The 13,626-nt window shown below is 49.9% G+C and carries 13 protein-coding genes; 10 read left to right on the top strand and 3 right to left on the bottom strand.

Annotation, left to right across the window (positions count from 1 at the left end):
* Positions 1 to 201: 201 nt before the first annotated feature.
* The 3 genes from HRM2_RS18465 to HRM2_RS18455 form a co-directional block, all read right to left on the bottom strand.
* The gene (locus HRM2_RS18465) at positions 202 to 1,836 is read right to left on the bottom strand and encodes an NAD+ synthase (RefSeq protein ID WP_015905546.1); all 1,635 of its coding nucleotides are present in this window, start codon (positions 1,834 to 1,836) and stop codon (positions 202 to 204) included.
* A gap of 86 nt (positions 1,837 to 1,922) precedes the next feature.
* Complete coding sequence (locus HRM2_RS18460; RefSeq protein WP_015905545.1) at positions 1,923 to 3,176, bottom strand: diaminopimelate decarboxylase; 1,254 nt, start codon at positions 3,174 to 3,176, stop codon at positions 1,923 to 1,925.
* A gap of 2 nt (positions 3,177 to 3,178) precedes the next feature.
* Positions 3,179 to 3,655 carry an Lrp/AsnC family transcriptional regulator gene (locus tag HRM2_RS18455; RefSeq protein ID WP_015905544.1) on the bottom strand — a complete coding sequence of 159 codons (477 nt, stop codon included), beginning with the start codon at positions 3,653 to 3,655 and terminating at the stop codon, positions 3,179 to 3,181.
* Between the two features lie 378 nt (positions 3,656 to 4,033).
* On the opposite strand from HRM2_RS18455, the gene HRM2_RS18450 reads away from it, so the two are divergent.
* The 10 genes from HRM2_RS18450 to fliE all read left to right on the top strand — a co-directional run bounded on the left by HRM2_RS18450 (position 4,034) and on the right by fliE (position 13,622).
* The gene (locus tag HRM2_RS18450; protein WP_015905543.1) at positions 4,034 to 5,530 is read left to right on the top strand and encodes an HD domain-containing phosphohydrolase; all 1,497 of its coding nucleotides are present in this window, start codon (positions 4,034 to 4,036) and stop codon (positions 5,528 to 5,530) included.
* A 141-nt stretch (positions 5,531 to 5,671) separates the two neighbouring features.
* A complete protein-coding gene (locus HRM2_RS18445; protein ID WP_041273367.1) occupies positions 5,672 to 6,010 on the top strand; it encodes a PilZ domain-containing protein in 339 nt (112 codons plus the stop codon).
* Between the two features lie 67 nt (positions 6,011 to 6,077).
* On the top strand, positions 6,078 to 6,539 hold the full coding sequence (locus tag HRM2_RS18440; RefSeq protein WP_015905541.1) for a chemotaxis protein CheX: 462 nt from the start codon (positions 6,078 to 6,080) through the stop codon (positions 6,537 to 6,539).
* Positions 6,540 to 6,576: 37 nt separating this feature from the next.
* Positions 6,577 to 6,951 carry a chemotaxis response regulator CheY gene (locus HRM2_RS18435; protein ID WP_015905540.1) on the top strand — a complete coding sequence of 125 codons (375 nt, stop codon included), beginning with the start codon at positions 6,577 to 6,579 and terminating at the stop codon, positions 6,949 to 6,951.
* Positions 6,948 to 8,009, top strand: coding sequence for a sigma-54 interaction domain-containing protein (locus HRM2_RS18430; RefSeq protein WP_015905539.1), 1,062 nt, complete (start codon positions 6,948 to 6,950; stop codon positions 8,007 to 8,009). Before HRM2_RS18435 ends, HRM2_RS18430 begins: the two co-directional genes overlap by 4 nt.
* A 217-nt stretch (positions 8,010 to 8,226) precedes the next feature.
* Positions 8,227 to 10,779: a tetratricopeptide repeat protein gene (locus HRM2_RS18425; RefSeq protein ID WP_015905538.1), complete on the top strand. Its 2,553-nt coding sequence runs from the start codon at positions 8,227 to 8,229 to the stop codon at positions 10,777 to 10,779.
* Positions 10,780 to 10,798: 19 nt separating this feature from the next.
* Complete coding sequence (locus HRM2_RS18420) at positions 10,799 to 12,166, top strand: sigma-54-dependent transcriptional regulator (RefSeq protein ID WP_015905537.1); 1,368 nt, start codon at positions 10,799 to 10,801, stop codon at positions 12,164 to 12,166.
* Positions 12,167 to 12,247: 81 nt separating this feature from the next.
* Complete coding sequence (flgB, locus tag HRM2_RS18415) at positions 12,248 to 12,658, top strand: flagellar basal body rod protein FlgB (RefSeq protein WP_015905536.1); 411 nt, start codon at positions 12,248 to 12,250, stop codon at positions 12,656 to 12,658.
* Entirely contained in the window at positions 12,658 to 13,155 is a 498-nt protein-coding gene (gene flgC / locus HRM2_RS18410) for a flagellar basal body rod protein FlgC (RefSeq protein ID WP_015905535.1), read from the top strand. Before flgB ends, flgC begins: the two co-directional genes overlap by 1 nt.
* Positions 13,156 to 13,331: 176 nt before the next feature.
* The gene (fliE, locus tag HRM2_RS18405) at positions 13,332 to 13,622 is read left to right on the top strand and encodes a flagellar hook-basal body complex protein FliE (protein WP_015905534.1); all 291 of its coding nucleotides are present in this window, start codon (positions 13,332 to 13,334) and stop codon (positions 13,620 to 13,622) included.
* Positions 13,623 to 13,626 lie beyond the last annotated feature (4 nt).

Below are 13,626 nucleotides of genomic sequence, written 5' to 3'. Positions count from 1 at the left end.
AAACCGCAAATTGTTTGAGGGAGGAACGACCGAGTTTTTGCGGTTTGGGTTTGGCCTGGCTGAAAATCCCCCGACTTTCTCGGTTCAGCAGACGGACACCGATTGTCTTCTACCATGCTGATTTTTAAAATTAAATTTGCGGATGGAACGCTACATTAGAGGCCGGAAAAAGGTTGCAATTCCGGGGTGTGTGCCGGTGAATCAGGGTCTGTAGCGCTGGGCCATGGGGTGCCTTCGTCCTGCGCCAAAGGCTTTGGCCGTGACCCTCAGGATGGGTGGGGCCTGGTATCGCTTGTATTCGTTCCGGGTGATCCGCTGAACAATCTCATTCACGGTTGATCGATCAAGGCCCTGGGTCACCATATCTTCGATGCTCTGGTGGTCTTCAACATGGGCCTTGACTACGGCGTCAATGATATCGTAGGAGGGCAGGTCGTCCTGGTCTGTCTGGTCGGGTGCAAGCTCGGCGCTCGGGGCCTTTTCAAGGATGGAAAGGGGGATGGTTTTCCTTTCCCGGTTGATGAGCCGAGAGATCTCATACACCTTTTTCTTGGGCAGGTCGCCGATGACTGCCAGACCGCCGCACATGTCTCCGTAGAGGGTCGAATACCCCACGGCCATCTCGGACTTGTTGCCAGTTGCAAGGAGCATGGACCCCTCTTTGTTGGAAAATGCCATGAGGATGGTTCCCCTTATCCTGGCCTGGATGTTTTGCTCTGTGATGCCGGGGTTTTCGGGATTAAAGGTGTCTGACAGTGTTAAAAAGGCGTCGTACATGGGCGCTATGGGGATGGACTGCCAGGAGATGCCGAGATTCAGGGCAAGGGCTTTTGTGTCTTCAATGTTCTGTTTTGAGGTATAGATCGACGGCATGAAGATCGTCTTGACGTTTTTTCTGCCAAGGGCTGCAACGGCAATGGCTGCGGTCAGGGCGGAATCAATGCCCCCGCTTGAGCCGATGATCGCTTGTTTAAATCCGCATTTGGTCACATAGTCCCGGGTGCCCATGACAAGGGCTTTGAGAATGGCCTGGTCGTCCGTAGTTGATACCCCATGGCAGTCGCCTTTTTGGGTGGTTGTGTCAAACACCACAAGATCTTCTGAAAAGTCCATGGCCCTGGCAGCCACTTCTCCCTGGGCTGTCAGGGCAAGGCTCAGGCCGTCAAACAAGGTTGAGTCGTTGCCGCCCACCTGGTTGACAAAGATCAGCGGCCGATTGTAATGGGCTGTAATCTTTTTTAAGAGGGTGTTCCTTAGATCCTGTTTCCCACCGTGGAACGGTGAGGCTGCTATATTAATGAACAGATCTGCCCCGAGACTGGCAAGGTCAGCCACTGGGTTGCGGTCATAATGTTTCTGCCCCAGTCCGGCTTCATCGTTCCAGATGTCCTCGCAGATGGTGATACCAAGGTTTAACCCCTTGTAGGAAATTAATGAACTTTTGGGACCCGGGGTGAAATACCTTAACTCGTCAAAAATGTCATAGGTGGGCAGGAGTTGCTTGTCGGTCCGTGCAAGGATATTTTGTTCCTCAAACAGCAGGGCCGAGTTAAAGAGCCGCCTTTCCCCCTGGCAGATCTCCCGGTTGACAACCCCGCACAGCACCCCGATTCCGCGGATTGAATGGATCAATTCCTGGAGGGCATTGAGTTGATTGTCGATGAAGTCATTCCGTTCAAGAAGATCTCCGGGCGGATATCCAGATATGGAAAGTTCGGGAAATACGATCAGTTCACAGCCCAGGGCTCGTGCCTCAAGGGCGCGTTTGATCATCGCCTGGATGTTGAAATCAAAATCGCCTATTACGGGATTTGTCTGGGCCATGGCTATTTTCATCGAGTCTCTTTTACCTCCCCCTGGTATTATTGGTCGCAACGCTCTTGTATCACACCCATATCAAAAGGTTAAGGCCAATTGCAATCTCAAATGACGTCGGGTTCAAAGTCAAGGGTTGCAAAATAATCCTCGACCCGTTCCGCCCTCCGGATCAGTTCGATGGTTCCGTCGGTTTTGAGCAGCAGTTCTTTTGGTCTGAGGTTGCCGTTGTAGTTGAATCCCATGGCATGGCCGTGGGCGCCGGTATCGTGGATAACCAGCAGATCTCCCTCCTCGGTTCGGGGAAGGGTGCGCTGGACGGCAAATTTATCGTTGTTCTCACAAAGGGAGCCAACCACGTCAACGGTTTGGAGGTCTTTTGAATGCTCTTTGCCGGGAATGTGAATGTGGTGATAGGCGTTGTACATTCCCGGGCGCATGAGGGCCGACATGGAGGCATCCACGCCAACGTATTGCCTGTATATATCCTTGTGGTTGATAACTGTGGTTACAAGGGCGCCATGGGGGCCTGTTATAAAACGGCCACTCTCCATGAACAGTTTCGGGCTCCAGTCGTGGGTCTGCTGAAATTTTGCAAGCAGGTCACCGGTTTCACGGCCGAGGGCCTCAATATCCAAAGGTTTATCTTCCGGCCGGTAGGGTATGCCAAGGCCGCCGCCAATGTTGATGAACTCGAAGGTGATGTTCAGGGCAGTACTGACCATTTTTACCATGTCAAGGATCATGCGGGTGGTCTCGACCATATAGGTGTAGTCAAGCTCGTTTGAGGCAAGCATGGTGTGGAGGCCAAAGCGCTTTGCTCCCCGGTCCATGGCGGCTTTATAAGCGTCGATGATCTGGTCGTAGCTCACCCCGTATTTTGATTCCACAGGATTTCCGATGATTTTGTTTCCCTCGCGCCGTGGGCCTGGATTGTACCTGAAGCAGATCAGTTCCGGCATGACAGGCACCTTGGGCACCAGGGAGATATCGTCCAGATTGAGAATTACCCCGCCGTCCATGCACGCCGTTTCAAAATCTTTCTGGCTGGTATTGTTTGAGGTGAACATGATGTCTTGGCTGGGGCTGTTTATTTGCCTTGCAAGGAGGATCTCCGGGGTGGAACTGCAGTCGAACCCGAATCCCAGACCCTGCATGATTTTCATGATTGAGGGGTTGGGCAGGGCCTTGACGGCATAGTATTCCCGGAATCCGGGAATCTTTGAAAAGGCAGTTTTGAGCCGTGCACCTGTTTCAAGGATGCCGGCTTCGTCGTAGATGTGAAACGGTGTGCCAAAATGTTTTCTGGCCTTTTCCAATACAGGGTCGAGTCTTTGTATGAAATCGGGTGACATGGGCATATTTAATTCTCCTTGTTTTTTTTTGATCGTGGGTTTAGGGGGATTTTGGCGCTCTCTTTAAATGTAGACAGGGCGATCTGGGTCTCTGTTGAAAGGACCTCCTGGATTGCGGCAATTTTTGTGATTAGCAGGGTCTCAAGTTCCTGGGGGGTTGAAACCCGTATTTTTACCATCAGGGCGTCACTGCCGGCAAGAAAGTGAACCTCCTGGACCGCCTCTATCTCGGAAATTTCCCGGCCGGTTTTCCGAATAGAAAGGATTTCTCTGACACGAACGGTCACAAAGGCGATGAGGGAGCGGTTGAATCGTTCGGGATTGAGGCGAACCTCGTAACCCTGGATGACACCCTGGAGTTCGAGCTTTTTGATCCTTTCGAGCACGGCAGACGGGGCCATGCCAACCTGCCTGGCAACTTCCACATTGGGAATTCTGGCCTTGTTCTGCAGGATTTTCAGGATTTTAAGATCAATGGCATCCATGGTGCTCCTCTGGGGCTTCGTATGGTTTTGAATAAATTTTTAATAACCTGTACGGCCGAAGCAGGGTGACTGCTCTAACCACAACGAACGACGAAAGGGTTCATTTCGTGTTTTGTGTAGTGTATATTTTCTTTTTTTTGTAAAGTCAAGAATATAGTTCTGTAAAATTGATTTTTAATCGAATTATATTCTTAGGTCGGTTTGTCTGAATTGCCCTGCCTGACCTGTCCATAAATGCGCGGGATTAAAGAATTTCGGGCAAAAAAGATCGGCAAGTGCCCGGGTTGATTTGTTTTGCATTGAAGGGGTAAATGGTTTAGTATGACGCCGATATAAACCAACTGTTTACGTTTTAAAAAGAGTCATGGATGGCAGGGAATGACGAATAACGCTAAAGATACAATTCTTGTGGTGGACGACGAAGAGGGTATACTGGATGTCTCTGAAGAGTATTTCGAGCGTAAGGGATATGATGTGTACACGGCAAGAAACGGGATCGAAGCCATTGAGATCATAAAACAGGTAAAAATTGGATGCTGTTTTACTGACATCAACATGCCTGAAATGGATGGTCTTGAACTTGCAGAAAGGATAAGGGGGATCGATAATACCCTGCCCATTGTCATCATGACCGGTTACCCTTCCCTTGACAACACCATCAGAACCTTGAAGAACGGTGTTGTGGATTTTCTTGTAAAACCCGTAAACCTTGAGCAGATGGAACTCTCGTATAAGCGGATCATCAGGGAACGGGGGCTTTTTGTTGAAAATCTCATCCTCAGGGAGGAGGTGGAGCGCCAGGAACGTTTAAATGCCCTGAACAATCAGCTTCTGGTGAGGATAGATGAGGTCAACACCCTCAACCGGATCATGGAGGATTTCTCAAGCACTGCCTCAAGTGATGAGATTTTTAATACGGTCGTAGCCCTGGGCCGGGAGGTGGTTACAGCAGACCAGGTGACCTTTTATACTTACACCGAGCAGGACAGTTCGTTTTTTCCCATGGCGGGTTCCGATGACGCCTTCCAAGGCAACACGGCCCTGTCCCCCGGGGAAAAAGCGTTCTTTACAGGGGTTGTCAAGGACAACAAAGCCTGCCTTGTTGCCCGGGCCAGGGACAACGAACTGCTTGCACGCAATGTACTTTCGTTCATGGCAGTACCACTTAAAATCAGGGAAAAGACCTTTGGTATGGTGACTGCATCCATCTTTGCCGGTGAGAGACGGTTTGGAGATAAGGATATTTACTACATGAATTTTATCACGCAAAAAGCTGCCTCTGCCATTGAAAGTATTGCCCTTTACGAGAATATTTACGACAACCTTTTTTCAACCCTGTATGCCTTTGTTGCAGCCCTTGAGGCAAGGGACCCCTATACCATGAAACACTCGGAACGGGTGGCTGAAATCGCCCATACGATCGGCCAGGAGATGGGGTGTGAGGAAGAAGAACTTTCGATTCTCAAATTTGCAGGTCGCCTCCATGACATCGGTAAGATCGGTATCCGGGACGACATATTGTTGAAACCGGGAAGGCTTACCCCGGACGAGTATGAAAAGATTAAAGAGCATCCGGCCATTGGTGCTGATATCGTGGGAAAGTTAGGGCTGTGGGACCGGGAACAGGAAATTATCCGCCACCACCATGAACGCTATGACGGCACAGGCTACCCCGACGGTCTTTCAGGTCTTACTATCCCCAAGCTTTCCAGAATTTTATCCGTGGCCGACGTGTTTGATGCAATGGCTTCAGACCGGTCCTATCGAAGGCGCATGGAAAAGTCAAAAGTGCTTTCGACAATTGAAAAGGCGGGAGGCACTCAGTTTGACCCTGGGGTGGTGACTGTTTTTCTGGGCATAGCGGATAAAATATAAGTTTTATTTTTTTGCCGTTTTTTGCTGCCGGTGCTACCCGCTCCCCAGGAGGGGATAATGGCTTGTTAAGGGTAATAAATTATGGTAGCTTTATTTGCGTGATGGTTTTGTGGTTAACAACAGGTATGGAAAGGGGCTGCAATGGATATCCCCAGAGGTGGAGATAGGCGAAGACATACCCGGGTGACGTTTTCGACCTTGATCATTTTGACGGCCATTGACGCAAAGATTGAGGCAAGGGGAAGCTCCCGTGACATAAGTCTCAGTGGGGTGTTTGTCAAAACCGACACCCTGCTTGAGCCTGGAACCCAGTGTGGTGTGAAAATTTTTTTAACAGGGGGAAGTGAGCGTATCGAACTTTCCATGAAGGCAAGGGTTGCAAGGGTGCTTTCCTCTGGACTGGGTATCTCCTTTGAGTCCATGGAACTTGAAACCTATGCCCATCTGAAAAATATAATGCTTTATAACAGTGATGATTGAAACGTGGGCTGCATGATTTATGGGCAGAAAGTTCCACCGCGGAGGGGTGTAATTTGGAAGGGATGATATGGATGTAAGTTTGATAAATCCTTTTATCAATGCGACAACCAATGTTCTCGAAACCATGGCGTTTGTAACGGTTAAAGCGGGAAAACCTTATCTTAAAAAGGACAATGTGGCAAGGGGGGATGTGACCGGTGTCATCGGGTTGACCGGCGTAACCAATGGTACCATTTCCGTGACTTTTCAGGGGGATTGTATTCTTAACATTGTTTCAAATATGTTTGGGGAGAAGATGGAATCGCTCAACAGCGAAATTGCCGATGCTGTTGGAGAGCTGACCAACATGATTTCAGGACAGGCAAGGAAAGAGCTTGAAGATACGGGAAAAATCTTCAAGGCAGCCATCCCCTCGGTGATAACCGGAAAGAATCACAGCATTTCCCATTATACAAATGGCCCAAGGATTGCCATCCCTTTCTTTGTCGGAGAGGGCAGTTTTACCATTGAAGTCTGCTTTGAGCGATAGCCCAACGCTGCAACCATAAAGGAGGAAATTTTAGGCAATGGACACATCCATAAAGATTCTTATTGTGGACGACTTTGCGACCATGCGCCGGATACTCAAGAACATCTTAAAGCAGATCGGCTTTAAAAATATTCTTGAGGCAGATGATGGAACCACGGCCCTGGAGGTGTTGGACAGGCAGTCTGTTGATCTTATCATATCAGACTGGAACATGCCTAAAATGACCGGGCTGGAACTGTTGAAATCGGTTCGGGCAAGTGACCGGTACAAGAAAACACCCTTTCTCATGGTCACAGCTGAGGCCCAGAAACAGAATGTCATCGAGGCTGTCCAGGCAGGTGTGTCAAACTATGTTGTCAAGCCGTTTACGGCTGAAGCAATATCTGAAAAATTAACAAAGATTTTGAAATGATGCCGAATGTTTCAACGAAGGATAGATCCGCTCCGATTAAACCGGACGATGAATCCCGGTCCAAGGTGTTTGTCTTTGATGAAATTGCGGGCGCCAGTAAACCGATAATAGATCTTCTGAATGTGGTGAAAAAAGTTTCCGTATCAGACTCGTCGGTTCTTATAACCGGAGAGAGTGGGACGGGCAAAGAGCTCATTGCAAGGGCCATCCATACCAATAGTTTCAGAAGTGAAGGTCCCATTGTCATCATCAACTGCGGGGCCATACCCGGCGAACTTCTGGAAAGCGAACTGTTCGGCCATGAAAAAGGGGCCTTTACCGGAGCACACCGATCCAGAGTCGGCAGATTCGAACTTGCAGACAAGGGCACGGTGTTCCTTGACGAAATTGGAGATATGAGCCCGGACCTCCAGGTGAAACTGCTGCGTGCCCTCCAGGAGCGTTGTATTGAGCGGGTTGGCGGAACCACATCCGTGGACGTGGATATCCGGATCATCTCAGCCACAAACAAGGATCTTTCCCAGTCCATGGAGGAAGGTACCTTTCGGGAAGATCTGTTCTACAGGCTCAATGTGATTCCCCTTCACATTCCACCCCTGAGGGAGCGGGTTGCAGACATTCCACTGCTGTTGGAACATTTTCAGCGGAGACTTGGACAGAGGGTCTACAACTACAGACCCAAAACTTTCTCCGATGAGGTGCTGGCCATCATGTCAGCCTACCACTGGCCCGGCAATATACGGGAACTTGAGAATCTCATGGAACGCATATCTGTGCTGGTTGAAGAAGACCTGATTGATCCCTCCCATCTTCCCGATCACATGACGAACACTTCTCCATCTGGAGAATTGCCCATGATGGCGGCTGTGTTTAAAAGCGGGGTGGGATTCAACGATGCCGTTGAATCGTTCCAGCGATCAATGATTCTCCACGCGTTGAACGAAACGAACTGGGTGAAGGCCCGGGCTGCTGAAATGCTCAAGATGAACCGGACCACCCTGGTTGAAAAAATCAAGAAGCTTTGTATTGAGCAGGAGTTGGAAGGGCCTTTTTTATAACCGGCACGGCCGGAGCGAGGTATGGCTCCGACCTCAACGAATTTTGAAACACCATCATTGACACTGCTTTGGCGAGTGTTTCATATAAAAAAATCGTCTACTGACTTATCTCAACTGGCTGATGTTTCATTTAAAACGAATCAGGCATATAAATTGCATCTTTGTCTGTCTGGTGTTTCAACGACAGGCGGTTTTCAGTCACCCAGGTGAACGATAGATGAAGATGGTAGAGGCCATGATCAAATTTGATTCCATAGTTCAAGCAATTGTCCGATATTCCCTTGTTGTTTTTTTCTTTTTTTCAATTCAAGGGTCAGATGCCGGGGCTGCAACGCTTAAAGGGTTAACCATTGGCGATGGGCCGGCCACTGTCAGGGTTACCCTGAGTGACCGGGTGCCGTTCAAGGTGATCAAGGTCGATGGCAAAGAGGTGCTCATTGCTTTTAAAGACGTTGATACGCCGGGAATCTCTTCCAAAAGAGGAAAGCCGGGTTACCTTGTCAGGGATGTTGCTGTTCAAGGGCTTGCCAATGGTGTTCTTGCCCTTGTGGTAACGGGTCGCAGTACGTTCAAGGGGGTGGACTCGGGCTGGGAAAAAAATGGGTCAACCCTTGTGGTGTCCTTTTCGGACAGGGGTACTGAACAGCCCCTGAAGAAGCCCCTGAAGAGGGCCCTGAAGAAGGCCCTGAAAAAACCTGTGCCACAGTCCATACGGACTGGAGAGGAATTGAAACCATCCCCGGATGCCGGTCATTCCGGGCCGGAGGTACAAAAGGTACCTGTGGAACCTGCCGCTGGGCTCCAGGGGGTGCAAGCCTCCAAGTCTGTGCCGCGAACCGTTTCAATCTACCGGGGTGACATGGGTGATATCCTGATCAAGGCGGGGCTTGACGGTTGCCGTTCCCAGGAGATGACTGGCGCTGTAACCTATCTTAAAAAGCGGTTATGGAGTCCGGCAGGGGAGATGCTGGCAAAGGTGATTGAAACAAAGGATCCAGATTGCCTTGAACCGGCCTACTATTTAAGGGCCTATGCCGCCCTGATGACTGCCGATCCCGAGGATTCCAGGGCGAACCTGACTGCCATGGCCGCCTTCCAGGATGCCCTTGTGGCTTATCCTGATTCCCCCCTTCTTCCCTTTGCCCTTGCAGGCCTGGGAATCGTTCATACCCGTCTTAAAAATCCTGCTGCTGCCGAAGGTTTTTTTGCCATTATCAGGGATCATTACAGGGATTACCCAGGTCTTGCCCAGGTACTTTATCACCTTGGGCTGATTTATGATGCAAAGGGCTATAATGACCAGGCCCTGGCCTATTTTAAAGAGGTGTTTGAGGATCTGCCGGAAAACAGTTCTGTTGTTGATGCAGGAATTGGTATTGGAAAGGCATTGTTCAAGAAGCGGTTTTACCTGGATTCCCTTAAAATCCTCACCGAGTTGATCAAGTCCAATCCAGAAAAAACCTATGATTCTCCAGAATTGCTGTTGAGTATTGGAAGGTCAAGTTTTGAGCTTGGCAAAACGGCCAATGCCAGGGAAAATTTCATGCGGGTTCTGAATCTTTTTCCTGACATTCCCGGTAAGGATATGATCCTTGCCGACATTGCCGAAACCTATGCCGTTGACAAGGACAATAAACGGGCTGAGAGCGTCTATCGCCTGGTCATCAAGACCTATCCCGGTGGAGAGGGGTTTCTCAACAGTTCCATGGGGCTTGCACTGCTGGTGACGGATATGGCAGAGAAAAAGGCGATTTATGAAATGGTCAAACGAGATTTTACCGACCATATCCTGGCTGGCGTTGCCATGATGAGACTTGCTGAAATTTATGAAAAAGAGGGCGCCTATGCAGATTGCATCAAGGAGATTGAAAATCTGCTTGCAACCCATCCCCAGGGGCTGAGGTACGAGGCGGTAAAGCTCATGCAGCGTGCCTACGAGGCCCTTTTTGATGGAAAAATGAGCAAGGGGTTTTATCCGGATGTACTCCAGGAGTTTGAACAGAAAAATGCTTTATTTGAAAGGATGGAGAGTGAAAAAATTTATCTGTCTGCAGGACTTTCCTACCTTGAGGGCCGTCTTTACGAGCAGGCGTTTAATCAGCTGATCAAGGCCTATAAACGCTATGCCCGGGATGAGCGGCCCGAGTCCCTTCTTTTTGGCCTTGGGGTTGCCATGGATGAAACAGATCGTAAAGAGGATGCACTCAAGATATTCGCGGGATTTATCAAACGCTTTCCAACAAGTGCCAGGGTGGGTCCTGCCTCCCTGCGCATGGGCAATATCCTGCTGGGAAAAAAGATGTTTGCAAAGGCTGAAAAAACCCTTGATGCGGGCTATGGGGCGACTGGGGACCGTATGGAAAAGGGAAACATCCTTCTCCTCAAGGGTGAGGTGTACAAGGCTCAAAAAAAGTTGCCCCGGGAGTCAATCCAGCTGATTGAGGCGGCCAAGGAGTTTGCCCTGGCTCCGGGAAATAATTATGACCTGCTCGCAACGACCCATATCAAATTGGGCGAATCCTATCTTGAGCAGAAACTTTATGTCAAGGCTGCTGAAGCCTTTGCCCTGGCTCTAAAGTTCACCGGTGGTGAAACCATCCGTGCCGATGTCGGGTTCATGCTCGGGGATGCCTATCAGAAGGCAAATGTGTTGACCAAGGCCAGGGAGGCCTTTGAGCGTATTGCTTCCCTGGATGATTCCATTTGGGCACGACTTGCAAAAGAAAGGCTTGCCACCCTTGACCTGGCTGAAAAGGTCAAGGAATCATGATGGTACGGGGGTGGTTTTGATGGCAGCTCAACGGGCGCTTATTATAGGGGAAAACCCCAGGGAACGGATGGCGTTCGCCACCAATCTTGAAGATCTGGGGTTTGAGATAACCGTTGCTCCTGATGGGGCTGAGGCAGCATTTTATACCGCCCGGGATGATTTTGATATGATCGTTGCCGATTTTTCTACGCCCCATTTTTCTCCCATTGATTTTCTTGAAAAAATAAAGTTGAAGGCTCCGGACACGGAGCTGCTCTTTGTGTCGGACACTGCCCGTGTGGCGGATGCCGTGGATGCCATGAAACAGGGAGCAATGGATTTTTTGATCAAACCCGTTGATCCGGAATTGATCGCACTTTGTGCCAGGCGTGCACTCTCCAGGAAAAAAGAATCAGACCCCATGGGCAAAGGGCCTGAACGGGGGGGGGAACCTGTTGCCATTGTTACCCAGGACCCTTCAATGGAGAGGCTCTTGAACCTTGCCGCACGGGTGGCGGATTCCACGGCCTCGGTTTTGATCCAGGGGGAGAGTGGAACGGGTAAGGAGCTTTTTGCCCGATTTATCCATGAACAAAGCAACCGTCGTAAAATGCCCTTTGTTGCCGTCAATTGTGCGGCCCTTCCTGAAACCCTTCTGGAAAGTGAGCTGTTCGGCCATGAGAAGGGTGCCTTTACCGGGGCCCTGTCAAAAAAGCCGGGGAAATTTGAACTTGCCAACCGCGGTACCCTGCTTCTGGATGAGATCACTGAGATGCCCTTCCACCTCCAGGCAAAACTGCTGCGGGTTCTCCAGGAAAAGGTCGTGGACCGTGTGGGCGGCACAGAGCCTGTGTCGGTGGATGTCAGGGTGGTTTCAACCACAAACCGGGATATCCGGGAGGCCATTGCCGACAAGGCGTTCCGGGAGGATCTCTACTACCGGCTCAACACCATTCCCCTTGTCATTCCCCCCCTGCGTGATCGTCTGGGGGATCTGGCGCTTCTGTGCGACTGCTTCATCCTCAAATACAGCATTCTTGACGCAAGGGGTGTCAAGTCCATGACGAAAACAGCCGTTGAAATGCTTAGGCAGCAGCCGTTTGTCGGGAATGTCAGGGAACTGGAAAATATTATCCACCGGGCGGTTCTGCTTTGTGATACCGATAGGATCGATGTCAGTGATCTGTTGATGGATGGGGTGCCCCAACCGGCTGACAGTGCAGAAAAAGATTCCGGATTTCCCCATGACATGGCCCTTTCACCCCTGAGGGAGATGGAGGAGAAGATGATTTTCCACACCCTTGACAAGACTGAAGGAAACCGCACCCATGCTGCCAAGATACTTGGTATCAGCGTCCGTACCCTGCGAAATAAACTCAACGAATACAAAAAAAATACCGCCTCCTGATCGCTGTCGGCATATAAATTGCTTTTTTAATCTCCGAGTGTTGAATTACCAAGAATAAATCAAGGAATTACGAGGAGTGCCATGAGCGATTCAAGAATATTTAACAGAACCTATGAGGTGCTTTCCACCTCCCTTGATGTGTCTGCACGCCGCCACAATCTGATAACCGGTAACATCGCAAACATGGACACCATCGGGTATGAACCAAAGGACCTTGATTTTCAGAAGACCTTGAAGCGGGCAATGGCTGAAGAACCACCCGACAAGATCTCCAGGACTGATGCCAGGCATTTTTCCGGCGCCGGCCAAACATCCATGTCCATGGATGGCAGCGTCAGTCAGGATGTGGATATTCACCATCTTGATTCTGTAAACATTGATACGGAGATGGCCAACCTTGTGGAAAACAATATCAAGTATCGTACCACAACCGAACTGCTCCTGAGAAAAATGGCCACTTTACGCCACGCCATCCAGGAAGGAGGAAACTGATGGACCTTTTAGATTCAATGAAGATAAGTGCAACCGGGCTTGCGGCCCACCGTACCAAGATGAATGTGATCGCTGAAAATCTTGCCAACGTTGACACAACAAGGACAGCGGACGGTGGTCCCTACAGAAGGAAAATGGTGGTGTTCAAGGATCAGGCCCTGGAAAACTTCAAGAGCGTTCTGGAAAAAAACCAGCAGACGAACCAGGTGGCCCAGGTGGAATTTTCGCCCATCGAGGTGGGCAAGAATGACCCCCAGAGCAGGGGGACCGGTGTGGCTGTGGATGAGATTGTCCAGTCCCAGGAAGATTTCAGGCTGGTTTACAACCCTGCCCACCCCGATGCTGATCCAGTGACAGGGTACGTGGCCATGCCCAATGTTGATCACCTTACCGAGGTTGCGGACATGATTGTTGCAAAGCGTTCCTACGAGGCCAGCATTACCGCCATTTCTAATACAAAGAGCATGATTTTAAAGGCCCTTGAACTTGGCAAATAGTGTTTGAACGAAAACTCACCCATCTGCCGCGTTGCTGCACAAGTCTGGCAAACTATAAATCGGGCCTCATGTACTCCAGTACAATCCGGTTTCAGCTTTGCTTGCGCCTTGCATCTGGGCAAGTTTTCATCCAAACACAGGTTTTTGTTCAAACACTAAATTAGGAGAAGATGAAGATGAACCCCTTGTCAGGCGTGGACAAAATTTCCCTGGTCAGAGAACCGCTCAACCTTAAGCTTACCAGGCAGGACCCCTCTTTTTTAGATCGGCTTAACGCCGCTGTCAAGGATGTCAATTCAAAGCAGAACCTGGGCGATGATGCAGCCGAAAAGGTGGTTACAGGTGAGCTTGGTATCCATGAAGGCATGCTGGCCCTGGGCGAGGCCGATACTTCCCTGCGCCTGATGGTCCAGGTTCGTTCAAAGGTCATGGAAGCGTATAAAACCATCATAAACATGCAGATATAGTGGT

Origin of the sequence: Desulforapulum autotrophicum HRM2 (assembly GCF_000020365.1) — a bacterium.
Taxonomy (GTDB): domain Bacteria; phylum Desulfobacterota; class Desulfobacteria; order Desulfobacterales; family Desulfobacteraceae; genus Desulforapulum; species Desulforapulum autotrophicum.
The sequence above is the reverse complement of the archived record's forward strand: the minus strand, read 5'-3'. Positions and strand labels throughout refer to the sequence as shown.

Coding starts and splice junctions, on each gene's coding strand:
- HRM2_RS18465 (WP_015905546.1), bottom strand. CDS start 1,836: ATGAAAATAGCCATGGCCCAGACAAATCCCGTAATAGGCGATTTTGAT.
- HRM2_RS18460 (WP_015905545.1), bottom strand. CDS start 3,176: ATGCCCATGTCACCCGATTTCATACAAAGACTCGACCCTGTATTGGAA.
- HRM2_RS18455 (WP_015905544.1), bottom strand. CDS start 3,655: ATGGATGCCATTGATCTTAAAATCCTGAAAATCCTGCAGAACAAGGCC.
- HRM2_RS18450 (WP_015905543.1), top strand. CDS start 4,034: ATGACGAATAACGCTAAAGATACAATTCTTGTGGTGGACGACGAAGAG.
- HRM2_RS18445 (WP_041273367.1), top strand. CDS start 5,672: ATGGATATCCCCAGAGGTGGAGATAGGCGAAGACATACCCGGGTGACG.
- HRM2_RS18440 (WP_015905541.1), top strand. CDS start 6,078: ATGGATGTAAGTTTGATAAATCCTTTTATCAATGCGACAACCAATGTT.
- HRM2_RS18435 (WP_015905540.1), top strand. CDS start 6,577: ATGGACACATCCATAAAGATTCTTATTGTGGACGACTTTGCGACCATG.
- HRM2_RS18430 (WP_015905539.1), top strand. CDS start 6,948: ATGATGCCGAATGTTTCAACGAAGGATAGATCCGCTCCGATTAAACCG.
- HRM2_RS18425 (WP_015905538.1), top strand. CDS start 8,227: ATGAAGATGGTAGAGGCCATGATCAAATTTGATTCCATAGTTCAAGCA.
- HRM2_RS18420 (WP_015905537.1), top strand. CDS start 10,799: ATGGCAGCTCAACGGGCGCTTATTATAGGGGAAAACCCCAGGGAACGG.
- flgB (WP_015905536.1), top strand. CDS start 12,248: ATGAGCGATTCAAGAATATTTAACAGAACCTATGAGGTGCTTTCCACC.
- flgC (WP_015905535.1), top strand. CDS start 12,658: ATGGACCTTTTAGATTCAATGAAGATAAGTGCAACCGGGCTTGCGGCC.
- fliE (WP_015905534.1), top strand. CDS start 13,332: ATGAACCCCTTGTCAGGCGTGGACAAAATTTCCCTGGTCAGAGAACCG.